Origin of the sequence: Gilliamella sp. Imp1-1 (assembly GCF_001690415.1) — a bacterium.
GTDB lineage: Bacteria > Pseudomonadota > Gammaproteobacteria > Enterobacterales > Orbaceae > Gilliamella > Gilliamella bombi.
This window is the reverse complement of the sequence record NZ_LZHK01000045.1, coordinates 1-26,594: the sequence shown is the minus strand read 5'-3', so window position 1 is coordinate 26,594 and position 26,594 is coordinate 1. Positions and strand designations below refer to the sequence as shown.

Annotated in this window: 27 protein-coding genes; 21 read left to right on the top strand and 6 right to left on the bottom strand. The window is 34.6% G+C overall.

The window, feature by feature from the left end; translation table 11 throughout:
* Window positions 1–5 precede the first annotated feature (5 nt).
* The 18 genes from pgl (at window position 6) to yfbR (ending at window position 19,600) form a co-directional block, all read left to right on the top strand.
* Window positions 6–704, top strand: a complete 699-nt coding sequence (gene pgl / locus A9G38_RS04070) for a 6-phosphogluconolactonase (RefSeq protein ID WP_034910194.1) — start codon at window positions 6–8, stop codon at window positions 702–704.
* Between the two features lie 255 nt (window positions 705–959).
* Window positions 960–1,406, top strand: coding sequence for a division/cell wall cluster transcriptional repressor MraZ (gene mraZ, locus A9G38_RS04065; protein WP_034910191.1), 447 nt, complete (start codon window positions 960–962; stop codon window positions 1,404–1,406).
* A 15-nt stretch (window positions 1,407–1,421) separates the two neighbouring features.
* The gene (rsmH, locus tag A9G38_RS04060) at window positions 1,422–2,357 is read left to right on the top strand and encodes a 16S rRNA (cytosine(1402)-N(4))-methyltransferase RsmH (protein WP_034910189.1); all 936 of its coding nucleotides are present in this window, start codon (window positions 1,422–1,424) and stop codon (window positions 2,355–2,357) included.
* Window positions 2,350–2,730, top strand: coding sequence for a cell division protein FtsL (ftsL, locus tag A9G38_RS04055; protein ID WP_080702296.1), 381 nt, complete (start codon window positions 2,350–2,352; stop codon window positions 2,728–2,730). The genes rsmH and ftsL overlap by 8 nt, the downstream gene beginning before the upstream one ends.
* Window positions 2,730–4,508: a peptidoglycan glycosyltransferase FtsI gene (gene ftsI / locus A9G38_RS04050; protein WP_051634137.1), complete on the top strand. Its 1,779-nt coding sequence runs from the start codon at window positions 2,730–2,732 to the stop codon at window positions 4,506–4,508. The genes ftsL and ftsI overlap by 1 nt, the downstream gene beginning before the upstream one ends.
* Before the next feature lie 9 nt (window positions 4,509–4,517).
* On the top strand, window positions 4,518–6,071 hold the full coding sequence (murE, locus tag A9G38_RS04045; RefSeq protein WP_080702295.1) for a UDP-N-acetylmuramoyl-L-alanyl-D-glutamate--2,6-diaminopimelate ligase: 1,554 nt from the start codon (window positions 4,518–4,520) through the stop codon (window positions 6,069–6,071).
* Window positions 6,068–7,441, top strand: coding sequence for a UDP-N-acetylmuramoyl-tripeptide--D-alanyl-D-alanine ligase (murF, locus tag A9G38_RS04040; RefSeq protein ID WP_034910185.1), 1,374 nt, complete (start codon window positions 6,068–6,070; stop codon window positions 7,439–7,441). Before murE ends, murF begins: the two co-directional genes overlap by 4 nt.
* Before the next feature lie 4 nt (window positions 7,442–7,445).
* Window positions 7,446–8,528: a phospho-N-acetylmuramoyl-pentapeptide-transferase gene (gene mraY / locus A9G38_RS04035; protein ID WP_034910182.1), complete on the top strand. Its 1,083-nt coding sequence runs from the start codon at window positions 7,446–7,448 to the stop codon at window positions 8,526–8,528.
* A 22-nt stretch (window positions 8,529–8,550) separates the two neighbouring features.
* Window positions 8,551–9,885: a UDP-N-acetylmuramoyl-L-alanine--D-glutamate ligase gene (gene murD / locus A9G38_RS04030; RefSeq protein ID WP_034910179.1), complete on the top strand. Its 1,335-nt coding sequence runs from the start codon at window positions 8,551–8,553 to the stop codon at window positions 9,883–9,885.
* Entirely contained in the window at window positions 9,882–11,033 is a 1,152-nt protein-coding gene (ftsW, locus tag A9G38_RS04025; protein ID WP_080702294.1) for a cell division protein FtsW, read from the top strand. Before murD ends, ftsW begins: the two co-directional genes overlap by 4 nt.
* Window positions 11,033–12,085, top strand: a complete 1,053-nt coding sequence (gene murG / locus A9G38_RS04020; RefSeq protein WP_034910177.1) for an undecaprenyldiphospho-muramoylpentapeptide beta-N-acetylglucosaminyltransferase — start codon at window positions 11,033–11,035, stop codon at window positions 12,083–12,085. The genes ftsW and murG overlap by 1 nt, the downstream gene beginning before the upstream one ends.
* 160 nt (window positions 12,086–12,245) lie before the next feature.
* Window positions 12,246–13,694 (top strand): UDP-N-acetylmuramate--L-alanine ligase, encoded by a 1,449-nt coding sequence (gene murC / locus A9G38_RS04015; RefSeq protein ID WP_034910174.1) that lies wholly within the window; start codon window positions 12,246–12,248, stop codon window positions 13,692–13,694.
* Between the two features lies 1 nt (window position 13,695).
* On the top strand, window positions 13,696–14,604 hold the full coding sequence (locus A9G38_RS04010) for a D-alanine--D-alanine ligase (RefSeq protein WP_034910172.1): 909 nt from the start codon (window positions 13,696–13,698) through the stop codon (window positions 14,602–14,604).
* Window positions 14,605–14,617: 13 nt separating this feature from the next.
* Window positions 14,618–15,451: an FtsQ-type POTRA domain-containing protein gene (locus A9G38_RS04005; RefSeq protein ID WP_051634136.1), complete on the top strand. Its 834-nt coding sequence runs from the start codon at window positions 14,618–14,620 to the stop codon at window positions 15,449–15,451.
* 21 nt (window positions 15,452–15,472) lie between these two features.
* Window positions 15,473–16,726, top strand: coding sequence for a cell division protein FtsA (gene ftsA / locus A9G38_RS04000; protein WP_034910169.1), 1,254 nt, complete (start codon window positions 15,473–15,475; stop codon window positions 16,724–16,726).
* 81 nt (window positions 16,727–16,807) lie between these two features.
* A complete protein-coding gene (gene ftsZ / locus A9G38_RS03995; protein WP_034910168.1) occupies window positions 16,808–17,947 on the top strand; it encodes a cell division protein FtsZ in 1,140 nt (379 codons plus the stop codon).
* Window positions 17,948–18,016: 69 nt separating this feature from the next.
* Window positions 18,017–18,931: a UDP-3-O-acyl-N-acetylglucosamine deacetylase gene (gene lpxC / locus A9G38_RS03990; protein ID WP_034910167.1), complete on the top strand. Its 915-nt coding sequence runs from the start codon at window positions 18,017–18,019 to the stop codon at window positions 18,929–18,931.
* Between the two features lie 81 nt (window positions 18,932–19,012).
* The gene (gene yfbR / locus A9G38_RS03985) at window positions 19,013–19,600 is read left to right on the top strand and encodes a 5'-deoxynucleotidase (RefSeq protein WP_034910166.1); all 588 of its coding nucleotides are present in this window, start codon (window positions 19,013–19,015) and stop codon (window positions 19,598–19,600) included.
* Between the two features lie 7 nt (window positions 19,601–19,607).
* Here yfbR and A9G38_RS03980 read toward each other — a convergent pair whose 3' ends face one another.
* The 3 genes from A9G38_RS03980 to A9G38_RS03970 form a co-directional block, all read right to left on the bottom strand.
* Window positions 19,608–19,814, bottom strand: a complete 207-nt coding sequence (locus A9G38_RS03980; RefSeq protein ID WP_034910164.1) for a zeta toxin family protein — start codon at window positions 19,812–19,814, stop codon at window positions 19,608–19,610.
* Between the two features lie 11 nt (window positions 19,815–19,825).
* A complete protein-coding gene (locus A9G38_RS03975) occupies window positions 19,826–20,119 on the bottom strand; it encodes a hypothetical protein (protein ID WP_065623142.1) in 294 nt (97 codons plus the stop codon).
* A gap of 433 nt (window positions 20,120–20,552) precedes the next feature.
* On the bottom strand, window positions 20,553–21,257 hold the full coding sequence (locus A9G38_RS03970; RefSeq protein ID WP_034914601.1) for a lipopolysaccharide core heptose(II) kinase RfaY: 705 nt from the start codon (window positions 21,255–21,257) through the stop codon (window positions 20,553–20,555).
* Window positions 21,258–21,441: 184 nt separating this feature from the next.
* Here A9G38_RS03970 and A9G38_RS03965 point away from each other — a divergent pair, with 184 nt between their 5' ends.
* Window positions 21,442–21,735 (top strand): GIY-YIG nuclease family protein, encoded by a 294-nt coding sequence (locus A9G38_RS03965; RefSeq protein ID WP_034914645.1) that lies wholly within the window; start codon window positions 21,442–21,444, stop codon window positions 21,733–21,735.
* Window positions 21,736–21,747: 12 nt separating this feature from the next.
* Here the strand turns inward: A9G38_RS03965 and A9G38_RS03960 are convergent, their stop codons facing one another.
* The 3 genes from A9G38_RS03960 to argD all read right to left on the bottom strand — a co-directional run bounded on the left by A9G38_RS03960 (window position 21,748) and on the right by argD (window position 24,634).
* On the bottom strand, window positions 21,748–22,734 hold the full coding sequence (locus tag A9G38_RS03960) for a serine/threonine protein kinase (protein ID WP_034914604.1): 987 nt from the start codon (window positions 22,732–22,734) through the stop codon (window positions 21,748–21,750).
* A gap of 11 nt (window positions 22,735–22,745) precedes the next feature.
* Window positions 22,746–23,357: a ribosome biogenesis GTP-binding protein YihA/YsxC gene (gene yihA, locus A9G38_RS03955; protein ID WP_034914609.1), complete on the bottom strand. Its 612-nt coding sequence runs from the start codon at window positions 23,355–23,357 to the stop codon at window positions 22,746–22,748.
* A gap of 65 nt (window positions 23,358–23,422) precedes the next feature.
* Complete coding sequence (argD, locus tag A9G38_RS03950) at window positions 23,423–24,634, bottom strand: bifunctional acetylornithine/succinyldiaminopimelate transaminase (protein WP_034914613.1); 1,212 nt, start codon at window positions 24,632–24,634, stop codon at window positions 23,423–23,425.
* A gap of 214 nt (window positions 24,635–24,848) precedes the next feature.
* Between argD and A9G38_RS03945 the strand changes: the two genes are divergently transcribed.
* Together A9G38_RS03945 and mltC are read left to right on the top strand one after the other, a co-directional pair.
* The gene (locus tag A9G38_RS03945) at window positions 24,849–25,118 is read left to right on the top strand and encodes an oxidative damage protection protein (RefSeq protein WP_034914624.1); all 270 of its coding nucleotides are present in this window, start codon (window positions 24,849–24,851) and stop codon (window positions 25,116–25,118) included.
* Between the two features lie 8 nt (window positions 25,119–25,126).
* A complete protein-coding gene (gene mltC / locus A9G38_RS03940) occupies window positions 25,127–26,194 on the top strand; it encodes a membrane-bound lytic murein transglycosylase MltC (protein WP_034914627.1) in 1,068 nt (355 codons plus the stop codon).
* The last annotated feature ends 400 nt before the right edge of the window (window positions 26,195–26,594 follow it).

Here is a 26,594-nt window from a genome sequence, read left to right as displayed (position 1 = left end):
TAACTATGTTTATGTTAAATAAATATCAAAATAGTCAATTATTGATCGAAGATTTAACCTCACATATCGTCAATGAATTAAAACAAGCCATTGTACAAAAAGGACATGCTTCAATTGCGGTTTCTGGTGGTAGAACACCTATTCCACTGTTTGTTTCACTTAGTCAACAAAATATAGCATGGAGTAGAGTTTTTATTACGTTGGTGGATGATAGATGGGTTGATGATACTGATGATGCTAGTAACGAAAAGTTAGTGAACACTTATCTATTACAAAATAATGCTAAATTGGCTAATTTTGTCGGTTTAAAAAACAGTTGTAATAATCCATTTGATGGTGCAGAAGTTACAAATAAACTTTTAGATAAAGTTCCGATGCCATTTGATGTAGTGATTTTAGGTATGGGAGAAGATGGGCATACTGCCTCATTATTCCCAGGCGCTGCTAATTTGGCTAACGGTTTAGATATGAAATCTGGACGGAAAGTTGTTGGTATGACACCATTAACAGCACCACTAGATCGTATTACATTAACATTACCAGCTATTTTAAATAGCAAAAATATCTACCTACATTTAGTTGGTGAAAGCAAATTGCGTGTATTAGAACAAGCTGAGAAAGATAATGATATTAATCAAATGCCTATTCGTGCTGTTTTGCAGCAGGATAAAGTTAGTATAACTGGGTTTTGGACCGTATCTTAAATTTTCTTCATTTTTGTTTGCCGACTTACGTCGGCAAATCCCCCCTCCTTAATTTCCTTATACCAGCAATTTATTTTCTACATAAAAAACCTAGAAGATGCTTTTAAATCATTTATAAATTAATTATTCAAATACCTATTAATTTATTAAATTTTGTGGTAAAAAGTGGGGTTAAGTGGTAAAAATGGGTGTTTTTATTAACATGTTGATTTTTATTAATTAAAATTTAAATAAATTATAAAGAAAAATACTTTTATGTTTAGTGGTGCAATTTCAATTAGTTTAGATAATAAAGGGCGATTAGCTATTCCTACTCGCTACCGAGAGTTTTTATCTGAAGGTATGGTTTGCACAATTGGTTTATACGACCCATGCTTGACACTTTATTCAATGTCCGAATGGAAATGTATTGAACAGCAACTTGCAACATTATCAACCATTGTTGAAACTGAACGTAGAATAAAAAGATTGTTATTGGGGTATGCAACTGAGTGCCTAATGGATAATTCTGGACGAATTTTATTGTCACCTACATTGCGTACTTATGCAAAATTAGAAAAAAATATAATGTTTGTTGGTCAATCTAATAAATTTGAAATTTGGGATGAGGCAAGTTGGTATCAACAAATTAATGATGATATTACCGCATTATCAAGCGATATTGAAAACTTATCAGATAATTTGAAAAGTTTAACTATTTAATAAGAGTAAAGATTGATGGATTATCAACATACGACGGTTTTATTAAACGAAGCTGTGAATGCATTAAATATAAAAAAAGATGGCATTTATGTTGATGGTACTTTTGGGCGAGGAGGTCATTCTCGTTTAATACTTGAACAACTTGGTACACAAGGACGATTGATTGCTATTGATCGTGATGAACGTGCAGAGCAAGCTGCGTTACAGATAACAGATCCTCGATTTACTTTTATTCGTGGTGAATTTTCTAATTTATACCGATATATTGAAGAGTTAGAATTATTGGGTGAAATTGATGGTGTCTTGTTAGATCTAGGTGTTTCATCACCACAACTTGATGATCCTGACAGGGGATTCTCTTTTATGCGTGATGGACCTCTTGATATGCGCATGAATACTAGCAAAGGTTTAACTGCAAGTGAATGGTTACTTAGCAGTGATGAAGACGATATTTCATGGGTATTAAAGACATTTGGTGAAGAGAAATTTGCCAAACGTATTGCTCGATCGATTGTCGAGCAGAATAAAATTTCGCCGATTACTCGTACCTTAGAGTTGGCTAATTTAATTGAAAAAGCTACACCAAGAAAGGATAAAAATAAGCATCCAGCTACACGTAGTTTTCAGGCTATTCGTATTTATATTAATAGTGAGTTGGAAGAAGTCGAGCAAGTGCTAAATAGTTGTTTATCAGTGCTTGCCAATCAAGGAAGATTAGCGGTTATTAGCTTTCATTCTTTAGAAGATAGGATTGTAAAACAATTTATTAGTAAACAGAGTAAAGGTCCAGATTTACCAGCTCGATTACCATTAACTGAACAACAAATAAAAAAATATGGTGGTGCTAAATTAAAATCCCTTGGCAAAATTAAACCTCAAACTATTGAAATTAATAATAACCCGCGTTCCCGAAGCGCAATATTAAGGGTAGCAGAAAGGAAAAATGAATAACCAAAACAATGATTTTTTTCTAGATAAAACTTATATTGATAAAAATTTTCAAAAAAGACCGAGTAAAAGCTTGTTTGGTGTAATTATTGGGGATTTATTTAGGCATCAAAAAATTTCATTGTTATTACTTGTGATGATTATTATTTCTGCTGGTGCAGTATTAATAACAACGCAACAGATTCGTAAACAGTTATTTGAACGTGAGCAACTTTTATTAGAACAAGATGTGTTAGAAAGCGAATGGCGGAATTTAGTTATTGAAGAAAATGTACTTGCTGATCCAAAACGTGTCGAAGAGAAAGCTAGAAATCAATTAGGTATGTCTTATGTGACACAGCAAAATGAAACAGTCATTGTAATAAAGAGTAAATAATGAAACCTGCCACTAAATATAAAAAAAATAAAACTAAAAAGGTTGCAAAAACAAATAAAAATAATAGGTTAAATGATAAAAGACAGTTTTTTACACCGAATCGTTTTTATATTATATATGGACTTATTATTTTAGCGATTATTTGTCTTATGGCTCGAATGGCATTATTGCAAATTATTGAACCAGATAAACTGATTGCTGAAGGTAATAAGCGCTCACTTCGTCACCAAGAAATTGATGCACCAAGAGCCATGATCACCGATCGTAATGGGCGTGCGTTAGCAGTAAGTGTACCGATGTTTGATGTTTGGGCAGATCCTAAAATTGTTGTACAAAAAGGTGGTGTTAAAGCTGATGATATTAGATGGCAAGGATTAGCGCAAACGTTGAATATCCCAATGTCAACGCTAAAGCAAAAATTAAATAATCCATCAATGAGATTTGTTTATTTGTCTAAGCAAGTAACGCCAACAATATCTGACTATTTAAAAAAACTAAAGTTACCGGGGATATCGTTTGCTAAAACATCTAAACGTTATTACCCTGCGGCAGAAAATATAGCTCAATTAATTGGTTTAACAGATATTGATGCAAATGGTGCTGAGAAAGGTTCTGAGGGTATTGAAAAAAGCTTTAATAAATGGTTAATAGGTGAATCGGGGCAAAGAGTTGTAAGACGTGATCGACTAGGTCGTGTTATTGAAGAATTAGAACGGACAGAAACAGAAACAGCATCAGATTTAATATTAAGTATAGATGAGCGTTTACAATCACTAGTTTATAGCGAACTTAGTCAAGCGGTTCAATTTAACAAAGCGGATAGTGGAACAGCTGTATTGGTTGATGTGCATACTGGTGAGATTTTAGCGATGGCAACCAGCCCATCTTATAATCCAAATAATCGCTCATCAATTGATTATAATTTATTGAGAAATAGAGCTGTTACTGATGCGTTTGAACCAGGCTCTACGGTTAAACCGCTAGTTGTAATGGCTGCCTTAGAAAAGAAAATTGCTAACTTAAATACTATTATCGATACTAGACCTTTTTATGTTAATCGTTATGAAATTAAAGATGTGTCATATCAAAAAACGCTTAATTTGGCAGGTATCTTAGAAAAATCAAGTAATGTTGGAGTAAGTAAGCTAGCTTTACAAATGCAACAGGATGATCTTGTAGAATTCTATAGTCGATTTGGATTAGGTCAACCAACGGAATTAGGCTTAGGTGGTGAAGTTAGTGGTTCAATTGCAGCCGATAGAACCAGAAAATGGGCTGATATTGAGCGAGCAACATTTGCGTTTGGATATGGATTAACTGTTACCCCATTACAGCTAGCAAGAGCTTATGCAACTATCGGTAGTTATGGAATTTACCGACCTGTATCAATTTTAAAAGTCACAGAACCTGTTAAGGGTAAACGTGTAGTTTCTGAAAAAGATGCTAAAACAGTTGTTCAATTAATGGAGGCTGTAGCTGTTACTGGTGGAGGAACTAAAGCATCGGTTCCTGGTTATAGTGTTGGAGTTAAAACAGGAACAGCGAAAAAATTATCCGGTGGACGGTATGTTAATCAATATTTAGCTTATACCGCAGGTATCGCTCCAGCAACAGCACCAAAGTATTCACTAGTTGTTGTTATTGATAATCCTAAAGCTGGCCAATATTATGGTGGTTCAGTTTCTGCACCTGTTTTCAGTCGTATTATGGGCGGTGTGCTTAGGACGATGAATGTGAAACCCGATCGCCAAGTTGATGGACAAATGATTATTTATTAGTAGGTGAAAATGCTAGCAACAAACTCGTTTAAAACATTATTGGAATTATTAGGTGGAAGATGTAATTTAAAATTAGATGATTTTCCACTTAATCATTTGCGTATAGATAGTCGCAAAGTAGGAAAAAACGATGTTTTTATCGCTATCAAAGGTCATACAGTTGATGGTCAAGCATTTATTCCACAAGCTATTTCAATGGGTGCAGTTGTTATCTTAGTAGAAGCAAGTAGAAAATCAAATGACTTAAAAATTGACTATATTAGGCATGAAAATAAATCGATAATTCCACAAATTAGTGTTTTCCAACTTTCACAACGTCTATCCCTGATTGCTAATGAGTTTTATCATTCTCCATCAAAAAAATTATCTGTTATTGGTGTGACAGGAACCAATGGGAAAACAACTGTTAGTCAGCTTATTGCCCAATGTTTAACATTATTGAATGAAAAAACAGCACTAATGGGAACTATTGGTAATGGAATTTATAATGAACTTGAGCCATCAGTTAATACAACGTTATCAGCAGTAGATGTGCAAACCTTATTAGCCGAATTTGTAGAGAAACAGGTCAAAGTTGTAACGATGGAAATTTCTTCACATGGGCTTGCTATGGACCGGGTTAAAGGACTAAATTGCGCAGCTACTGTATTTACCAATTTAAGTCGAGATCATCTTGATTATCACAAAACAATGAGTAGATATGCAAAAGCAAAATGGTCGTTATTTAGCCTTGATGAAAAAGAAAAACAAGTTTTAACTGCTGGTAAATCAATTATTAATTATGATGACAACTATGGTAAAAGATGGATTGAAAAACTTCCACAAGTGACAGCTGTATCATGTCAAACAAAATCATTACGTCGACTCAAGGCGTTAAATATACCTTACGTTGGTGTATCAATGATCGAATATATTGATAAAGGTGCCCAAATTCATATGGAATCAAGTTGGGGAAATGCCATTATTAATAGTCGATTGCTAGGTGAATTTAATGTTTCTAATTTGTTATTAGCCATAGCTACACTTTTAACATTGAACTACCCATTTTTTGCTGTTGTTAATATGGCTTCTTTTTTGACTCCAATCTGTGGGCGAATGGAGGTTTTACATGTAAAAAATAGCCCAACGGTTATTGTTGATTATGCACATACTCCAGATGCGTTACAGAAAGCTTTGCAAGCTAGTCGAATTCATTGTAAAGGTTCTTTATGGGTGATTTTTGGATGTGGTGGCGATAGGGATACTGGAAAAAGACCTTTAATGGCTGAAATCGCAGAACAATTTGCCGATAAAATTGTTTTAACTAATGATAATCCACGCACTGAAGATGAAATGAAGATTATTCACGATATCCAACAAGGTTTACATCATACCGATAATGTAAACATAATTACCAATAGAGTGCAGGCTATTACACAAACATTAAAGCAGGCTAAGCCTAATGATGTCATTTTAATTGCAGGTAAAGGGCACGAGGACTATCAAATAATTGGTAATACCAAATATTACTATTCAGATCAAGAAACAGTGAAAAAAATTCTAGGAGTAGAGAATCAATCATGATTCCATTAGAAATTGAGCAAATAAAAAAAATAGTTAATGGTGAATCTTATTACATTCAAGACGAAAGTGCTGTGATTGATACAATTTGCACTGATTCACGAAAAATAATAAAACAATCGCTATTCATCGCACTTGTTGGAAATAATTTTGATGGACATGCTTTTGCTGAACAATCTATTAAAGATGGTGCTATAGCCGTGATCGTCGATCATAAACTTGATAAGCCCATACCACAGATTGTTGTTAAGGATACTCGCTTGGCTTTAGGGGTAATCGCTAATTTTATTCGGCAGCAAAGTACAGCTAAAATTGTTGCGCTTACAGGTTCATCAGGTAAAACGTCAGTTAAAGAAATGACTGCGGCAATATTACAACACTGTGGACAGACCCTTTATACACAAGGCAATTTCAATAATGATATCGGGGTGCCATTAACGCTGTTACGCTTAACTAAACAAGACCAGTTTGCAGTTATAGAATTAGGCGCTAATCATATTGGTGAAATTGCTTATACTACAAATTTTGTTAAACCACAAAGTGCTTTAATTAATAATATTGCAGAAGCACATATAGAAGGTTTTGGATCACTTGAAGGTGTAGCAAAAGCTAAAGGCGAAATCTTTCAAGGATTGCTTGATGGTGGTATTGCTATTATTAATTTAGATAGTTGTTCTGATAAATGGTTTACTCAGTTAGTAAACAAAACAGTTTGGACTTTTTCGTTAACGAACCCTTCTGCTCAATTTTATGCTAGTAATATTCAACACGAAAAAAATACAACATTTACATTACATACACCTAAAGGTGAATGTGAGATTATGTTATCCCTAGTTGGGAAACATAATATTTCAAATGCGATCGCAGCATCAGCTTTAGCGCTTTCTGTTGGAGCAACTTTGAATCAGATTCAACAAGGCTTGGCCTCTTTAACGCCTGTAAAAGGACGATTATTTCCAATAAAATTAAATCAAACCCAATTAATTTGGGATGATACTTATAATGCTAATGTTGGATCAATGTCAGCGGCAGTCAAAGTCTTGGCAAAACAACCGGGTTATCGTATTTTAGTCGTCGGCGATATGGGAGAGCTAGGGTCAGAAGCTGAAAAATATCATTGCCAAATAGGTGAGCTTGCTCATGATGAAAAAATTGATTGTGTAGTAAGTGTAGGCAAATTAAGTCAATTTATTAGCCAGTTTAGTGGTGTAGGCCACCATTTCAATAATAAACAAGATGCAGTGAATTATCTATTAATGCTGTTACGCCAACAACCAAGTTTAATAATGTTAGTTAAAGGTTCGCGTAGTGCAAAAATGGAAGAAGTTATCGAAAAAATTCAAATTGAACAACTCAAAATGAGTCAGGATTAAGATTATGTTGCTTTGGATATCGGAATATTTAGTTAAACATTTTACCTTTTTTAATGTTATCTCTTATTTAACGGTAAGAGCTATTTTAGGTTTATTAACTTCGTTAGCAATTTCATTATTTTTGGGGCAAAAAGTCATTGACTGGCTACAAAAATTACAGATTGGTCAAGTTATTCGTCATGATGGACCTGAGTCTCATTTAAGTAAAAAAGGAACACCAACTATGGGGGGAACGCTAATTTTAGCCTCAATTTCCTTATCGGTACTGTTATGGGCAGATTTACGCAATCCTTATGTTTGGGTAACTTTATTTGTTTTAATTGGTTATGGCATTGTTGGCTTTGCTGATGATTATTTAAAAGTAATTCGTAAAAATAGTGCTGGATTAATTGCTAGATGGAAATACTTTTGGCAATCGGTTATTGCGTTAATTGTTGCTTTTGGTCTTTATATTTATGGCAAAGATAGCACGGTAACAGTACTTGTTGTGCCATTTTTTAAAGATGTGATGCCTCAATTGGGACTATGGTTCATTTTGTTAACTTACGTAGTTATTGTAGGGGCTGGTAATGCCGTTAATTTAACAGATGGGCTTGATGGGTTAGCAATTATGCCAACTGTTTTTGTAGCCGCTGGTTTTACGCTTGTAGCCTGGGCTACAGGAAATGTCAATTTTGCTGCTTATTTGAATATTCCTTATATCAAATTCAGCGGAGAGCTGATGATTGTTTGCACTGCAATTATTGGTGCTGGACTTGGTTTTTTATGGTTTAACACATATCCAGCCATGGTTTTTATGGGAGATGTTGGATCGCTAGCGTTAGGTGGCGTGTTTGGAATTATTGCTGTTTTATTACGACAAGAATTTTTATTACTGATTATGGGCGGAATTTTTGTTATTGAAACTTTATCCGTAATTTTACAAGTAGGATCATTTAAATTACGGGGTAAAAGAGTTTTCCGTATGGCACCAATTCATCATCATTATGAATTAAAAGGCTGGCCAGAACCACGTGTTATTGTACGGTTTTGGATAATTTCATTGATGTTAGTTGTAATAGGTTTATTAACTTTAAAATTACGTTAATAAAAGATATTAGGATCAAATCATGGTTAGCTATCAAGGGAAAAATGTCGTTATTATTGGTTTAGGTGTCACAGGACTTTCTTGTGTAGACTATTTTCTTGCTCAAAATGTTATACCTAAAGTTATTGATACTCGTAAATCGCCATCAGGAATGGAACAATTAGACAAACGTGTTGCTTGCCATTTAGGGGAATTAAATGTTGAGTGGTTGCTTGATGCTGATTTAATAATAGTCAGTCCAGGAATTGCTTTATCAACACCTGAACTACAACTGGCAGCTAAAAAAGGTATTGAAATTATTGGTGATATTGAACTATTTTGCCGTGAATTAAATCAACAAAACAGTAAGCAAATTATTGCCATTACAGGTGCAAATGGTAAAACGACAGTAACGACATTAGTTGGTGAAATTATTAAGTCGGCAGGTATTAAAGTCGCTATTGGTGGTAATATTGGGCAGCCAGCATTATCGTTATTGAATCAAGATTACGATGTATATGTTCTTGAACTGTCTAGCTTTCAGCTAGAAACAACTCAGAGTTTAAAAGCTACAGTTGCAACAATCTTAAATATTTCAGAAGATCATATGGATCGTTATCCTCTTGGATTAATGCAATATGTTGAGGCTAAGCAACGTATTTATCATAATGCCAAGTATTGTGTAATTAACCATGATGATAAGTTAACTATTCCGACTGACCGACAAAAAAACTGCGTTTCATTTGGTGTGAATAAAGGGGATTATCATTTAGATTTCCTCTTTGAACATTTGATTGCACAAGAGCAGCCAGTAGTAGCGACTAACATAATGAAACTGGCGGGATGCCATAATTATCTTAATGCGTTAGCAGCTTTAGCTATAGTTGATAAACTGAAAATTTCACGGGAATCCAGTATAGCAACAATTATTTCATTTCATGGCCTACCACATCGTTTTGAGTTAGTGTTGGAAAGAAATGGTGTGAAGTGGATTAATGATTCCAAAGCAACCAATGTAGGTAGTACAGAAGCAGCATTAAATAGCGTAGTTTGCAAAGGGAAATTATTTTTATTATTAGGCGGGGATGGAAAATCAGCGGATTTTTCGCCATTGATTCCTTTTTTTGAAAACAGAAATCTAGAAATTTTTTGTTTTGGTCGTGATCGTTTTATCCTTGCTAAGCTAGCCCCTCATATAACAACTGTAACTGAAACATTGTCTGATGCAATGCAAGTTATTGCTAAAAAAGTTGAACCAAATGATGTGGTTTTACTTTCTCCAGCATGCGCAAGCTTAGATCAGTTTAAGAATTATATTGAACGCGGAAAACAGTTTGCACAATTTGCTGAACAATATACTCAAAGGAGTACAAAATGACACTCTTTTGGTTAAAAAAACAGGTTAATCCCCACATACCATTTGACAACCAGCTACTTTGGACTGTGTTAGGTTTAATGATCTTCGGTTTGATCATGGTGACATCGTCTTCAATGGCATTTAATGAAAGTGATCCTTTCTTTTATACACAACGAGAACTTATTCAGTTAGGACTATCATTGTTTTTAATGTTTATTACGCTTTATATTCCAATGCAACGTTGGCAACAGTTTGCTTCTGTTTTACTTATTATTGCTATTATTATGTTAATCGTTGTGTTAGGTATTGGTTCTTCGATTAATGGCGCATCTCGTTGGATACCTCTAGGAGTATTCAATTTTCAACCTGCAGAACTTTCAAAATTAGCGCTATTTTTATTCTTAGCTGGTTATTTATCACGTAAATCTGAAGAAGTACAAAGTGGCTTTTGGGGTTTTTTTAAACCAATGGTTGTTATGACTATACTTTCTATTTTGTTACTTAAACAACCAGATTTAGGTACTGTTATTGTTTTATTTATGGTCACTATTGGCATTTTATTTATTGCAGGTGCGCAATTGTGGCAATTTATTGCTATTTTGCTAACGGGAGTTGGCGCAGTAATTTGTTTGATTTTGTATGAGTCTTACCGCTTGACACGACTGTTAACCTTTCTTGATCCTTGGCAAGATGCTACAGGTTCAGGTTATCAATTAGTCGCCTCATTAATGGCAATTGGTAATGGAGGCGTTACTGGGCAAGGTATGGGAAATTCTGTACTGAAATTAGGTTATTTACCCGAATGTCATACTGATTTCATTTTCTCAATTATATCAGAAGAGTATGGATATATAGGTGTAGTTGCTTTATTGTCATTACTTTTCTTTCTAACATTTAAGGCGCTTGCAATTGGTTATCGAGCACTGAATGAAAATTCATTGTTCTCTGGTTATTTAGCTTGTGAAATCGGGATATGGTTTGGTTTTCAAACATTTGTAAATGTGGGGGTTACATCTGGTATGTTGCCTACTAAAGGATTAACACTACCATTTATTAGTTATGGTGGATCAAGCCTTATTGTTATGAGTATTGCAACAGCAATATTACTCCGAATTGATTTTGAATTTAGACAACAACAAGCCCAAGCAAGAATAAGGTTAATAAAATAATGAAAAAATTATTAGTTATGGCAGGAGGAACTGGGGGGCATGTTTTTCCGGGTATTGCTGTGGCGCAATATTTAATGAAGCAAGGCTGGCAGGTAAGATGGTTAGGAACTGCCGATCGAATGGAAGCACACTTAGTTCCTGAAAATGGTATTGATATTGATTTTATCGAAATATCAGGGCTACGAGGCAAAGGTGTTATGGCATTATTAAAAGCACCTTATAAAATTTTAAAAGCAGTTTTACAAGCTAGAAAAATTTTAAAAACTTATCGCCCTGATGTTGTTCTAGGTATGGGAGGATATGTTTCAGGCCCAGGGGGGATTGCAGCAAAAACACTTGGTATACCAGTTGTATTACATGAGCAAAATGGTATAGCAGGTTTAACCAACAAATATCTAGCTAAAATAGCAGCTAAAGTTTTACAAGCATTTCCTACTGCTTTTCCTAAGGCAGAAGTAGTTGGCAATCCTGTTCGTAGTGATCTTTTGACTGTGGCAAAACCTGAAGAAAGATTCAAAGATCGTGATGGGCCAATTAGAGTATTAGTCATGGGAGGCAGCCAAGGAGCTAAAGTTATTAATGATATTGTGCCTAAAGTGATAACAAAATTATCCGATAAATATGTAGTATGGCATCAAACAGGTAAAGGAATGTTGAATTCCGTAATTCAGTCATACCAAAATTGCGATATGACCAATAACAAAGTGACTGAATTTATCCAAGATGTTGCAGATGCATACAATTGGGCAGATATTGTAATTTGTCGTAGCGGAGCATTAACCGTTAGTGAAATTGAAGTAGTTGGTATTGGTGCTATTTTTATTCCGTTTATGCATAAAGATCGTCAGCAATTTTGGAATGCAAAATCACTAGCAGATATAGGTGCTGCTAATATTATCGAGCAACCTGATTTTAGTGCTGAATCGCTATCCAATTTGTTATGTAATTTGAACCGTGACAAATTAATTGAAATGGCAATTAAAGCTAAAAGTTTATCTATTGTGAATTCCACAGAAAAAGTAGCAGAAGCCCTTAATTCGGTGATAAAATAATACTTTTCTGACATAAATTTATGTAATATTTTTGTCAAAATGTTTCAGGTTAGATATATGTTTGAGTCAATGATTCATTTGAGCATTAAAAAATAACGATGATAGATATGTTCAATGATGATATGTACTGTGAACTATAAAATAATTTAGGAGTTAAATAGTGAATACAAAGGAATTAGCGAAGTTAAGAGCAATTATTCCTGAAATGAAGCGAGTTAAACATATTCACTTTGTGGGTATTGGTGGTGCTGGTATGGGAGGAATTGCTGAAGTTCTCGCTAATGAAGGATACCAAATTAGTGGATCAGATATTGCTGAAAATGCGGTTACTCAACATCTAGAAACATTAGGGGCAAAAATTGTTATTGGCCATGCGGCTGAAAATGTGATTAATTCTAGCGTTGTTGTTATATCCTCAGCTATTTCGCAAGATAACATTGAAGTAATAGCTGCTCGTTCAGCACGTATACCTGTTATTCAACGTGCTGAAATGTTAGCTGAATTAATGCGTTTTCGATATGGTATAGCAATTGCTGGTACTCATGGTAAAACTACAACTACTGCTATGGTTACCTCTATTTATGCTGAGGCGAAACTCGATCCAACTTTTGTTAATGGTGGTTTAGTTAAGGCGGCAGGAACACATGCTCAATTAGGTAGTAGCCGTTATTTTATTGCTGAGGCTGATGAAAGTGATGCTTCATTTCTTCATTTGCAACCGATGGTATCTATTGTAACAAATATAGAGCCTGACCATATGGACACTTATCAAGGTAGTGTTGATAATCTAAAACAAACATTTATTTCATTTTTACATAACCTTCCATTTTATGGTTTAGCTATTATGTGTTACGACGATCCTATTAATCGAGAATTACTACCGATTGTGGGACGTAAAATCATCACTTATGGATTTAGCGAAGAGGCTGACGTTGTCATTAAAAATTATCGTCAAGAACGAGGTGTAAGCTATTACACTGTTTGTCGCCCAGATCGCCAAGATTTGCAGATTGAGTTAAATGCACCTGGTAAACATAATGCTTTAAACTCGGCGGCTGCGATAATTGCAGCAACAGAAGATGGTATTGATGATGAATCAATTATAAATGCATTAGCTAAATTTGCTGGTACTAGTCGGCGTTTTGATTTATTAGGTATATTCCCGCATGTTGATGGTGGCGATATAATGATGGTTGATGATTATGGTCATCATCCTAGCGAGGTTAATGCAACAATTCAAGCAGCAAGAAACGGCTGGCCTGAACGAAGATTGGTTATGTTATTCCAACCACATCGATACACGCGTACTCGGGATTTATTTGACGATTTCGCACAAGTGCTTTCTCAAGTCGATGCACTTGTTATGTTAGATGTCTATTCCGCAGGAGAGCAACCTATTGCTGGTGCAGATAGCCGTTCGTTATGCCGTTCTATTCGCAATCGTGGCAAAGTTGACCCAATTTATGTTTCGGATTTAGATTTGCTACCCGAAATAATGCAAGAAGTTTTACAAAGTGGTGATTTATTAATTACACAAGGTGCAGGTAGTGTTGGTCGTATAGCACGCCAATTAGCCAAAACTCAATTATCATCAGAAGAGGTTTTATAAAATGGTAGATAAAGTTGCTGTATTGTATGGTGGTACTTCAGCTGAACGGGAAGTGTCACTTAAGTCAGGTAAGGCTGTACATGCAGGATTGTTGGCAAATGGTATCGATGCGCATCTTATTGATACTAAATATCATCCTATTACCAATTTAAAAGAAGAAGGTTATACAAAAGCTTTTATTATTTTACACGGACGTGGTGGGGAAGATGGTATTGTTCAAGCGATTTTGACTTATCAAAATATTCCTTATACAGGCAGTGATGTTTTATCATCAGCCTTAACAATGGATAAACTGAAAACTAAGTTAGTGTGGAAATCACTCAATTTACCTGTTGCTGAATATGTTATGGTTGAAAAATCACAATCAATTGATACTGATACCATAGTTAAACAGCTTGGTTTACCGTTGTTTGTTAAACCAAGTCATGAAGGATCAAGTGTGGGAATGGCTAGAGTTAATGAAGCATCTGAATTGGAAGAAGCTATTAGCGCAGCTTTCAAATATGATAGTGTAGTGATGGTTGAGTCATTTTTAGCAGGTCCAGAATTTACGGTAGCAATTGTTGGTGACGAGGTCTTACCTTCAATCCATATTAAACCCGCAACTAAATTTTATGATTATGATGCGAAATATTTATCTGATACCACTCAGTATTTTTGTCCAAGCGGTTTATCTGATGAACAAGAACAAGAAATTCGTAAATTAGCGTTAGATGCTTATAAAGCAGTAGGATGTCGAGGGTGGGGAAGAGTTGATATCATGTTTAATGCTAACCAAAAACCTTTTTTACTTGAAGTTAATACCGCTCCAGGTATGACAGATCATAGTTTGGTACCAATGGCGGCAAAAGAACATGGATGGTCATTTAATGAGCTTGTTGCTAAAATTTTGAATTTGGCAACTTTATAATTGGCCTTATTTTATGAAACAAGTTCGGCAAGCAGCGCATAGAAGGGACGATAAAAACAAAAGAAAGCTGCTTATTTTTCGTAATACAGAGCAATTAATAGGATTTTTGTTCTTTATTGCGATTATTTGTATTAGTATTTGGGTCGTTCAAAGTTTTAAAAATTGGATGGATGATCCCGAACAAATGGTATTGTCTCAATTAACATTGAGTGGAGAACATACCTATACAACTGAGGATGATCTTCGGGAAGCTATTTTAGGACTTGGGTTGCCTAATACCTATATAGGACAAGATGTTAATGATATTCAACAAGAAGTAATGCGATTTCCGTGGGTGAAGCAAACCAGTGTACGTAAACAGTGGCCAGATAGGTTAATTGTCTATGTCGAAGAATATAAACCCGTGCTTTATTGGAATGACTTATTTTTACTTGATAAAAGTGGCAATGTATTTAGCGTACCACTTGACCGTATAAGCAACTTAAAATTACCAAAATTATATGGTCCAGAGGGTAAAGCAAAATCGGCGTTAGAAACTTATTATAAATTAGAGAATCTTTCTAAAAAATTAGCTAATAATCAGTTGGCACTACATATTAAAACAGCAATAACTGATGAACGTAACGCGTGGCAATTGATGGTAAAACAGTGTGTATCAGGTTTTTGCCAAGAAAATCAGGAAATAAAATTACTATTAGGTAGTGAAAATATTGAACAAAGATATCAACAATTTATCAAGTTATTTCCGGAAATTCAGTCAAGAATGCCAGAAAATGAAAAAATAATGGTCGCTGATTTACGTTATGAGAATGGCATTTCAGTGCAAAGAGAAAAAATGGTGCAGTAAGGAATAAATTAAGGCTGAAGTATGAAAGCAACAGAAAAAAAATTGGTTGTTGGATTAGAGGTTGGTACATCCAAAGTACTTGCTCTTGTTGGTGAAGTTCTTCCCGATGGTGTTGTCAACATCATCGGTGTAGGTCATTGTCCATCAAAAGGGGTTGATAAAGGTGGTGTGAACGATCTTGAGTCTGTCGTAAAATCAATCCAAAGAGCGGTTGACCAAGCTGAATTAATGGCTGATTGTCAAATATCTTCAGTATATTTAAGCCTTTCAGGTAAACATATTCGTTGTCAAAATGAGATAGGCATGGTGCCAATAGAGGATGAAGAAGTAACCGCAGAAGATGTTGACAATGTTGTTCATACAGCAAAATCAGTCAGAATTTTAGATGAGCACCGTATTTTGCATGTCATTGCACAAGAATATTCTATCGATTTGCAAGAAGGTATTAAAAATCCTATTGGCTTATCTGGAGTAAGAATGAAAGCCAAAGTTCACTTAATTACTTGTCATAATGATATGGCTAGAAATATTGTGAAAGCAGTAGAACGTTGTGGTTTGAAAGTGGATCAACTTATTTTTTCTGGATTGGCCTCTAGCTATGCAGTTTTAACGGATGATGAAAAAGAACTTGGTGTTTGCGTAATTGATATGGGTGGCGGTACAATGGATGTAACGGTCTATACGGGAGGTGCGTTACGTCATTCAGTTGTAATCCCTTATGCTGGGAATGTTGTTACTAGCGATATCGCATATGCATTTGGCGCTCCGCCAATGGATGCTGAAAATATTAAGATTCGTTATGGATGCGCTGTAGGTTCATTAATTGGCAAAGATGAAGTTATTGATGTTCCAAGCGTAGGTGGAAGACCATCACGTTCATTGCAACGACAAACTCTTGCTGATGTAATTGAACCACGCTATTCAGAACTTCTTTCGTTGGTACAAAAAGAGTTACTTGTATTACAAGAAGAACTTAAAAAACAGAATATCAAATATCAATTAGCAGCAGGTATTGTTTTAACTGGTGGTGCAGCGCAAATAAAAGGAATGGTAGAGTGCGCTGAAAAAGTTTTTCAAAATCAAGTGCGTATTGGTCAGCCATTAAATATATCTGGATTAACCGACTATGTTCAAAAACCTTATTGTTCAACAGCTATAGGGTTATTGCATTATGGAAAACAAAGTTTATTAAATGATGATGGAAAAGATAATAATAAATCATCATTAAAAGGGATAGCTAAACGATTAACCGGATGGTTTAAAAAAGAATTTTAGCTAATATATTTCAAGAACTTCGTGGACATTGTAGATGATTATCTGTACAATGTTCGCAGATCGTAAATTTGGAGATAAGTTATGTTTGAACCTATGGTTGCAGATGATGAACCAGCAGCAGTCATTAAAGTTATTGGTGTAGGTGGTGGCGGCGGTAATGCTGTCGAGCATATGATTGCTGAACATATTGAAGGCGTTGAATTTTTTGCAGCAAATACAGATGCGCAAGCCTTAAAAAGAATTAAGGTAGGTCAAACTATCCAAATCGGGACTAATGTTACTAAAGGGCTTGGTGCAGGTGCTAATCCAGAAGTCGGTAGAAATTCAGCTGAGGAAGATCGAGATGTCATTCGTAGTGCTATCGAAGGAGCCGACATGGTTTTTATCGCAGCAGGAATGGGTGGTGGCACTGGAACGGGTGCAGCTCCTGTTGTTGCAGAAATAGCAAAAGAATTAGGAATTCTAACTGTTGCAGTTGTTACTAAACCTTTTGGTTTTGAAGGTAAAAAGCGTATGGCTTTTGCTGAGCAAGGTATTTCTGAGTTGGCAAAACATGTTGATTCACTAATTACTATTCCGAATGATAAATTATTAAAAGTATTAGGTCGTGGTGTTAAATTACTTGATGCTTTTGCTGCAGCTAATGGTGTTTTAAAAGGTGCAGTACAAGGGATCGCTGAGCTGATTACTAAACCTGGTCTTATCAATGTCGATTTTGCTGATGTTAGAACAGTGATGTCTGAAATGGGATATGCTATGATGGGATCTGGTCGAGCTAGTGGTGATAATCGAGCTGAAGAAGCCGCAGAAATGGCAATTTCTAGCCCATTACTTGAAGATATTGATTTATCTGGCGCTCGAGGCGTATTAGTTAACGTAACATCTGGATTTGATATTGGTTTAGAAGAATTTGAAACAGTCGGTAACACAGTTAAAGCATTTGCTTCTGATAATGCTACGGTTGTTGTTGGTTCAACTTTTGATCCAGATATATCTGATGAAATTCGAGTAACAGTGGTTGCAACGGGTATTGGTATGGATAAACGTCCAGAAGTTAAAATACCTAAATCAGCATCACACAATGATCTATTTAGTCGAAGCAATCCTTTGGGACAACAAGAAGATAAATTAGCTAAGGTTGTTAATGAACCAATAGCTTCTCCTCTTGAAGAACATAAGATTTTAGATATTCCAGCTTTCATACGGAAGCAAGCGAATTAAAGTAAAGTTGAACTTATTTGATTTTTTATTGTCAAAATCGGTAAGAGTAAATAAAAAAGTAGGTGCAAAGTGAAACAAAGAACATTAAAAAAGACTATTCAAGCAACTGGTGTTGGTTTACATACTGGCAAAAAAGTTACTTTGACATTACGTCCTGCGCCTGAAAATACAGGTATAATTTACCGTCGTACTGATTTAAATCCATATGTAGATTTTCCTGTGGATGCGAAGTCTGTGCGTGATACAATGCTTTGTACTTGTTTAATAAATGAAGATAATGTTCGTATTTCTACAGTTGAACATATTAATGCTGCATTAGCAGGGCTTGGTATTGATAATATTATTATTGAAGTTAATGCCCCTGAAATACCAATTATGGATGGTAGTGCAAGTCCGTTTGTTTTTTTATTGCTTGATGCTGGTATTGCTGAACAAAATGCACTTAAAAAGTTTTTGTGTGTAAAAGAAACAATTCGAGTTGAAAATGGTGATAAATGGGCTGAAGTAAGACCTTATAGTGGTTTTAAGCTAGATTTCACTATTGATTTTCAACATCCAGCTATCGACAATAGTTCACAACGTTATCAACTAGATTTTTCGTCTGAATCATTTATTCGTCAAATCAGTCGTGCTAGAACATTTGGCTTTATGCGTGATATTGAAGCATTACAATCTAAAGGCTTATGTCTTGGTGGTAGTTTAGATTGTGCAATTGTTGTTGATGATTATAAAGTGCTTAATGAAGATGGTTTACGTTTTGAAGATGAGTTTGTGCGTCACAAAATGCTTGATACTATCGGTGATTTATATATGAGCGGTCACAATATGATTGGTGAAGTTGTTTGTTATAAATCAGGTCATGCATTGAATAATCAATTATTGCAAGCATTGCTAGCAAAACAAAATGCATGGGAATATATCACATTTACAGAAGAGCAAATCGTGCCACTTGCATTGGGTACTCAACAGCTTATTTTTGCATAAAATATAAGTAATATTATTTTATATTATAGACGCTCCTGTTTTTAATAGGAGCGTTTTTATTTTATATTAAAGGGATAATGTATGAATAACAGTCATTTTTTTGCTCATTTATCACGATTAAAACTTATTAATCGTTGGCCTTTAATGCGTAATGTAAGAACTGAAAATGTATCGGAGCATAGTTTACAGGTTGCTTTCGTTGCACATGCCTTAGCAATAATTAAAAACAAGAAATTTAATGGAAATGTTAATCCAGAAAGAATTGCATTGCTGGCAATGTACCACGACGTTTCGGAAGTGATAACTGGCGATCTACCAACACCAACAAAGTATTACAATCCACAAATAACGGTTGAATATAAAAAGATTGAAAAAATAGCACAGCATAAACTTATCAATATGCTTCCTAAAGAGTTACAAGATGATTTTAGAACATTAATTGATGATGATTTTTATGACGAAATCGAGAAAAGTATTTTAAAACAAGCAGATGCATTATGCGCTTACCTTAAAACGATTGAAGAGCTCAGTGCGGGCAATAATGAGTTTAAATTAGCAGAACAACGTTTAAAAAAGACTTTATCTGAACGTAACAGTCCTGAAATGAATTACTTCTTAGACGTTTTTGTTCCAAGCTTTAGTTTATCACTAGATGAAATAACCATGTAAAATTAGTTTATTTATAAGCATCGGTATCAATAACCAAGAAATTGTTTTTGGCGTATTCATTTCTTACTGTTGATTTGCCGGAGCCGACCTGTCCGCCGAGTAAAATTACTTCAGGGTTATTTGAAGGTTTAACAAATCTCAGATATTCATTTTTGATTGCATTCTCGAAAATTCTGTCATGCTTATCTTTGGGAAGAATAAATTTATTAGCCATAAAGTAAATAGTCAATCATCTTCTGAAAATACTACATCGGGAAATACTTCATTAAATTTCGGGTGAAAATTACCAGCCGCAATGGCTTTGAGTTCGTCTATATCTGCTGTACTTGGGGGGATAATTCCAACTTCATATAAATCTTGTAGAGCCTTTATATAGAGAGGATAAGCGGCATCATAAGCGGCTTGGTCGCCTGTTTCTTCAATTGAGCTGAAGTAGTGGCAAAACTTGATTTTTTCTCGTTTAACCGCCTGTTTTGCTGCGTCAATCCAAGGGTAAATGCTGGGATCTAGTGTTTTCATGATGTTTCCTTATTCATCGTTATAAATCGAGTGCGCCGAAATGGATCATAGACATAAAGAAAAAAGTCAAAATTACCATACCAATGGTGGTGGGCATACTAAAGTAGGCATGGCCTAAAAGGTAGCTACCCACTTAAACATTTTTTATTTCTATTATAGATTATTAATAAAAAATACATACTTTTTCAGAATATTAAATTCTGTGATAATAAAAAGGTTTTTACTCTAGTTATAATAAATGTATTTTATGTCAGATACAAGTTAAATGGCTTTTAAGCTCGTCAATTTCCTCTAACTAATCGAGATATTTTTTAGTGATATACGTGATAACGAAACTAATTCACGGTATCACTAATTAAAAAATTACGATTATACTGAATAATAATCACTCGAACCTTTACAGGATCAACAAACTCTCACAATGGTAGAATAATTAATCTTCTTTCCCTCGGATCTTCCGAGACAATCGTTTAAACCCATGAGTAAACTTTTTAATTGCCATTGCAAAAAAAGGAACCTTAATTTTGATATCAAAGCGTTCTTTCAACTCGATTGCGTCATTGGCTTTAGTTAGCCAAATAAATCCTGAGTTCGTTAAATCGATGGCCTTGATTTTTCCTTCAGGCGTTAAGATAAAATTTCCGCCATGAATATCATTAGATACTAAATTATAACTGTGCAGTTTTTCAATACAGTTTTTAACTTGCTCGCCATACTCTTTCATTTCTTCCCACTTTAAAGAACGTCCTTCGATAAAATTAAAAATCATATAATGGCGTTTAGATTTTTGATCAAAAGCAACCAAATACAGTTCATAAGCAATATCGGCATTATCAAGTGATATTTTGGCGAGTTTACGAATCAAATTGAAATAAAAGTCGCCTGTAATTTTGGCGATTAAACGACGCTCTAAACGATGCTCAACACCGCCATCAATTTTAAAAATAAATTTTGATTCATTATGATCGATTAAATAAGTATATCGCTCTAATTTATCGCTAGGATCGAGTAATTCATGATGTCCTTCTTCTGCCAAAAATTGGTCAAAAAGTTCTAAATAATTGATTTCGTCATTTTGCACATAGGCGAACTTCATATCGCCACGTTGAACTTCAATAATTTTTGCAAAGTTATTCAAATTTTATTATCCCAGAATACATCAAAAAAATTGACTTATCTTAAACATTATCTGCGTTAAAGTAAATGAAACAGTAACGTTTAACTAGTAGTATGAATAGTATTAATTAAAAAGTGATGAATATTTGCTATGCCATTAAAATGATATTATGGTTAAATAATTGAATTTATATTATTGGTTAGTTATGTCTAATAGCGCATCCGAATGGTTTTTATATATTATTAGAACAGCAAAAAAATCACTCTATACTGGTATTACAACAAATGTGGAAAGAAGGCTTCACCAACATCAAACCAACAAAGGTGCAAAGCATCTAAAAGGGCAAAAAGATTTAACTATTGTGTACCGGATCTATATTGGTGACAGATCGATGGCGCTTAGGCTTGAGTACCGAATAAAACAGCTTTCTAAACAAAAAAAAGAGAAGTTAGTCACAAACCAGCCTAATTTAAACGAATTATTAAAACTACTCAATTAATACGCTTTATATTCACATCATTGGCATTAACTGTATTGTAGGAGCTTTAATTGCATCAATTTGCTTATTAAACTCAGCTAATTGTTGACGCCAAAAATCCTCATCAGTAATCCATGGAAAGGCGATAGGAAAAGCAGGATCTTGCCAACGCTCTAAAATCCATGCTAAATGATGAATCATTCTCATCGCTCTTAAAGGTTCGATAAGCTTTAATTGATGATGATCAAACTCACAAAACTCCTGATACATTTCAATCAATAAATCCAACTGTAAACGTTGCTGTTGACGATCACCATGCAGTAACATCCACAGATCTTGAATTGCAGGGCCATTACGAGAATCATCAAAATCAACAAACATTGCATTATCGCGCCATAAGATATTACCCGCATGGCAATCGGCATGTAATCGAATAGGCTGCCAATCGTTATGCCAATGCTGTTCAACAGTTTTTATTAACTGGGCTAAAATATCTTTAAGGTCAGTTTGAACTTTCTTAGAAATATAAGCGCTAGATAGCAAGATATCTTGTGGCCGATAAAGATACTCTTCTAATCCAATAGTTGGACGATGTAAAAATGTCTGCTTAGCACCAATTTGATGGATACGACCAAGCAACATACCCACAGATTCCATTTGCTCGATATTATCCATCTCATATTGTCGTCCTCCAACACTAGCAAACAACGTAAACAGATAACCTTGATATTCGTGTAGTGTCGTATTATTAAATGTTAATGGCGTAATAACGGGAACCTCAGCATCAGCTAATTGCTTAGTAAACTGATGTTCTTCAAGAATTTGCTGACGATCCCAACGATTTGGTCGATAAAACTTAACCACATAACGTTTATGATCTTCATCTTGAAATTGATAAACACGATTTTCATAACTATTTAACACAGTCAAACCAGAATCTATACTCAATCCTATTGAAGATAGGCTATCAATAATTAAATCTGGTGATAAAGATTGAAACGAAAATGTTGAACTATTCATTGAATGATCCTTTATTGCAAACTAAACCATTCATCTAATTTTTGTTTTAGAGCTTCAAGTCCAATACGCTTAGGTGATGAAAAAGGAGCAACAGTAATATCTCCTTGAAAAGGTAAAATGGCTTCTTTCACCATATTAACTTGTTTTTTTTGAGCGCCAGAAGCTAATTTATCAGCTTTAGTAAGCAGTAACATAATAGGAATATCAACTGAAACCGCCCACTCAATCATCTGTTGATCTAAATCTTTTAATGGATGTCTAATATCCATCAATACAACCAAACCTTTTAAACTTTCACGTTTTTGCAGATATTCGCCCAATGCTTTTTGCCATTTACGCTTTATCGCCTCTGGCACTTGAGCATAGCCATAACCGGGTAAATCTACTAAACGGCAATTTTCTTCAACTTCGAAAAGATTAATAAGTTGGGTTCGACCTGGCGTTTTACTTGTTCTAGCAAGCCCTTTTTGATTGGTTAATGTATTAAGTGCGCTTGATTTACCAGCGTTAGAACGGCCAGCAAAAGCAATTTCAACACCACTATCAATAGGTAGATGAGAAATATCAGGCGCACTCAAAATAAAATGAGTTTTAGCATAATTTAATGGGTGAATATTGGTCATAAATAAGTATCCTTTAAATGCAACGGCATTTAATTGACTAAAATGCCGTTACTGTATAGAAAAACTTAAGAATTGACAACTTTTTCCACAGCTTTCGCAAATCGAGTCATACCTTCTTTAATTTCATCTTCAGAAATAATTAGTGATGGGGTAAGGCGTAAAACATTAGGTCCGGCATTTAAAATCATCACTTTAAATTCGGATGCTACGTTCAAAAAATCACGAGCTTTATTGTGAAATTTGGGTTGTAATTCTACGCCTAACAATAACCCTTTTCCACGATACTCTCGGAATAATTTAAATTTATCATTAATTTCCTCTAATTGCTCAATAAATACAGCACGTCGTTTTTGCACACCTTCAAGTATTTCAGGAGAATTAATAATATCAAAAGCCTCGCAACCCACAGCACAAGCTAAAGGGTTACCACCATAAGTTGTACCATGCACACCGGGATGCATAACTGAAGCAATTTCGTCTGTTGTTAACATAGCACTAATTGGAAATCCACTGCCCAGTGCTTTAGCTGAGGTCAAAATATCGGGTTTTACATCATATTGCTGATAAGTAAATAAACTGCCTGTTCGACCCATTCCACACTGCACTTCATCAAACACCAGTAACGCTTTATATTCATCACATAGCTCACGCAAACCTTGTAAAAATTCGGGTGTGGCTGAAGTTAATCCACCTTCACCTTGCACAGGCTCTAGTACAACCGCACAAGTATGATCATCCATTACAGCTTTAACTGCATCAAGATCATTAAAAGGAACATGAATAATATCAGCTGGTTTTGGACCAAAACCATCCGAATACTTAGCCTGACCGCCAACAGAGACGGTAAAAAATGTACGCCCATGAAAAGATTGATAAAAAGCAATAATTTTAGTCTTATAAGGATTGTATTTATGTATTGCGTAATGACGAGCTAATTTAAACGCAGCTTCATTAGCTTCGGCACCAGAATTTGCAAAAAAAACACGTTCAGCAAACGTATTATCGATAAGTTTTTGAGCAAGATTTAAAGCCGGCTCATTAGTAAAAACATTACTTACATGCCATAACTTTTCACTTTGTTCATGTAATGCTTTAACTAATCTTGGATGACAATGCCCAAGCGCATTTACAGCGATGCCACCTGCAAAATCAATATATTCTTCACCATTTTGATCCCAAACACGACTTCCTTTACCCTTTACGGGGATAAATTTTGCTGGTGCATAAATAGGTAAAATAACTTTATCAAAAAGTTCACGTGTGATTTTTGGCTGCATTGTTTAATCCTTATTTATTTTATTAACTAGTTCCTATCATTTTAATCAAACTAATTGCGGTGTAAAGTAAATAATTATTCAAATATTTTAAATTAATATTCACTCATTAAAGGTGAATTCAATTTAAAATTAATATAATAATTTTCTTCTTATCTATAATTATTTTCAGGTATAATTAGCCACTATTCGTTAAGTGTACTTAAAAGAGATAAAAATGAGCCGTGTCGTTTATTGCCATTATTTAAAAAAAGAAGCAGAGGGATTAGATTTTCAACTTTATCCGGGGGAGATTGGAAAACGTATTTTTAACGAAATATCCAAACAGGCATGGCAAGAATGGCTCAAAAAACAAACAATGCTCATTAACGAACATAAACTCAATATGATGAATCTAGAACACCGAAAAAAAATTGAAGCTGAAATGATCAAATTTCTATTTGAAGGCGAAGAAGTTGTTATTGATGGATATAAACCGCAAAATTGAGATGTAAAATGAAAAAAAATAAAAAAATCATCGCGTTAATTATTTCTGTAACTCTTCTAACAGGTTGCCCTAGTACGAATTCAAAAAAAAATGAAAACAATTATGTTAAAGATACTAATGCTTTTAATATCTTAATTAGTCAATATGCTAATAACATTGAAGAAATTTGGGGTCCGAAAGAAGTCCTTATTGCAGGGCCTAAAGATTATGTTCAATATGAAGATAATTTAAAAACGCGTGTCCATATTAACTTTGTTTCTGGTGTGATTACTATTGAAACGATGGCAGAATCACCAATAGAAAACCTAAAAGAAGCGATAGTTTCGACATTACTTATGTCAGAGCCAGTTGACATTATACGACATGACAAAATCAGTCAAGACTTATCTCAAGAACCATTTCTATACAATCAGGTATTAGATCAAGAGCATCAACCGATTCGTTGGAGTGGCAGAGCCAATAGTTTTGCTGATTATCTGCTTAGCAATAATATAAAAACTCGCTGGTCTGGTTCTTATAAAATTACTTATGTTGAAATTAAACTTGTTCCTAACCACATAAATCAACGTGCCAGAAAATTCTTACCAATAGTAGCTGAAGCTTCTAATCGTTATTTTATTGATGAACGCTTGATCTTAGCCATTATGGAAGTTGAATCTGCATTTAACCCATATGCTGTCAGCCGTACTGATGCGCTTGGACTAATGCAAGTACAACAACACACCGCTGGGCGTGATATTTTCAAATTACAAGGCAAATCGGGTGAACCAAGTCGAAAATTCTTACTCGATCCGCGTAATAATGTTGATATAGGTACAGCTTATTTATCTTTATTAAAAACGAAATACTTAGCAGGCATTAATAACCCAATTTCGTTAAGATACGCCGTGATCACATCTTATAATGGAGGAGTAGGAAGTGTGTTGCGTACGTTTTCTAACGATCGCAATGAAGCTATCAACATCATAAACTCAATGACACCACAACAGGTTTATCGAAAACTTGTCACTTCTCACGTTTCGCAAGAGTCACGTAATTATCTAATAAAAGTCAATAGAATCTTAGATAATAAATAAGTTATAAAAAAATAAATATTTCCTCATCATTCATAAGTAATGATGAGGAAATATATCATTTACCAGCTCATAAACGAATGATAAAGCAAAATGGATTTAATGGTTGTTTAAAGATAACACAACATAATCAGTCAACATCTAGCGATTCAGAAGCTAACAAACAATAGCTAACTAACAAAAGGTAATAAACAAAAGTCTAAGCGATTGTGGGTAAAACACTCTAACAGTTTTTAAAAGATTATTTTCATCTTTACATTTCTTTACAAAAAATTCGCCAAAAAACTAGCCAACTATTTTTTAAACGGCTATACTTTAACCACTATAGGGAAACAAGCTTATTAAATAAGTGAATAATTATAAAAATTTAAATAAAACAAATAATTACTTGACAGGTAAACCA

What these genes read in the sequence shown, in the direction of transcription:
- ftsW (WP_080702294.1), top strand. Translation starts at nt 9,882, where the DNA reads ATGACACTCTTTTGGTTAAAAAAACAGGTTAATCCCCACATACCATTT.
- A9G38_RS04010 (WP_034910172.1), top strand. Translation starts at nt 13,696, where the DNA reads ATGGTAGATAAAGTTGCTGTATTGTATGGTGGTACTTCAGCTGAACGG.
- murG (WP_034910177.1), top strand. Translation starts at nt 11,033, where the DNA reads ATGAAAAAATTATTAGTTATGGCAGGAGGAACTGGGGGGCATGTTTTT.
- yfbR (WP_034910166.1), top strand. Translation starts at nt 19,013, where the DNA reads ATGAATAACAGTCATTTTTTTGCTCATTTATCACGATTAAAACTTATT.
- A9G38_RS03980 (WP_034910164.1), bottom strand. Translation starts at nt 19,814, where the DNA reads ATGGCTAATAAATTTATTCTTCCCAAAGATAAGCATGACAGAATTTTC.
- ftsA (WP_034910169.1), top strand. Translation starts at nt 15,473, where the DNA reads ATGAAAGCAACAGAAAAAAAATTGGTTGTTGGATTAGAGGTTGGTACA.
- A9G38_RS04005 (WP_051634136.1), top strand. Translation starts at nt 14,618, where the DNA reads ATGAAACAAGTTCGGCAAGCAGCGCATAGAAGGGACGATAAAAACAAA.
- argD (WP_034914613.1), bottom strand. Translation starts at nt 24,634, where the DNA reads ATGCAGCCAAAAATCACACGTGAACTTTTTGATAAAGTTATTTTACCT.
- A9G38_RS03975 (WP_065623142.1), bottom strand. Translation starts at nt 20,119, where the DNA reads ATGAAAACACTAGATCCCAGCATTTACCCTTGGATTGACGCAGCAAAA.
- mraZ (WP_034910191.1), top strand. Translation starts at nt 960, where the DNA reads ATGTTTAGTGGTGCAATTTCAATTAGTTTAGATAATAAAGGGCGATTA.
- mraY (WP_034910182.1), top strand. Translation starts at nt 7,446, where the DNA reads ATGTTGCTTTGGATATCGGAATATTTAGTTAAACATTTTACCTTTTTT.
- ftsZ (WP_034910168.1), top strand. Translation starts at nt 16,808, where the DNA reads ATGTTTGAACCTATGGTTGCAGATGATGAACCAGCAGCAGTCATTAAA.
- mltC (WP_034914627.1), top strand. Translation starts at nt 25,127, where the DNA reads ATGAAAAAAAATAAAAAAATCATCGCGTTAATTATTTCTGTAACTCTT.
- pgl (WP_034910194.1), top strand. Translation starts at nt 6, where the DNA reads ATGTTTATGTTAAATAAATATCAAAATAGTCAATTATTGATCGAAGAT.
- ftsI (WP_051634137.1), top strand. Translation starts at nt 2,730, where the DNA reads ATGAAACCTGCCACTAAATATAAAAAAAATAAAACTAAAAAGGTTGCA.
- murD (WP_034910179.1), top strand. Translation starts at nt 8,551, where the DNA reads ATGGTTAGCTATCAAGGGAAAAATGTCGTTATTATTGGTTTAGGTGTC.
- A9G38_RS03965 (WP_034914645.1), top strand. Translation starts at nt 21,442, where the DNA reads ATGTCTAATAGCGCATCCGAATGGTTTTTATATATTATTAGAACAGCA.
- murE (WP_080702295.1), top strand. Translation starts at nt 4,518, where the DNA reads ATGCTAGCAACAAACTCGTTTAAAACATTATTGGAATTATTAGGTGGA.
- ftsL (WP_080702296.1), top strand. Translation starts at nt 2,350, where the DNA reads ATGAATAACCAAAACAATGATTTTTTTCTAGATAAAACTTATATTGAT.
- A9G38_RS03960 (WP_034914604.1), bottom strand. Translation starts at nt 22,734, where the DNA reads ATGAATAGTTCAACATTTTCGTTTCAATCTTTATCACCAGATTTAATT.
- rsmH (WP_034910189.1), top strand. Translation starts at nt 1,422, where the DNA reads ATGGATTATCAACATACGACGGTTTTATTAAACGAAGCTGTGAATGCA.
- A9G38_RS03945 (WP_034914624.1), top strand. Translation starts at nt 24,849, where the DNA reads ATGAGCCGTGTCGTTTATTGCCATTATTTAAAAAAAGAAGCAGAGGGA.
- murF (WP_034910185.1), top strand. Translation starts at nt 6,068, where the DNA reads ATGATTCCATTAGAAATTGAGCAAATAAAAAAAATAGTTAATGGTGAA.
- yihA (WP_034914609.1), bottom strand. Translation starts at nt 23,357, where the DNA reads ATGACCAATATTCACCCATTAAATTATGCTAAAACTCATTTTATTTTG.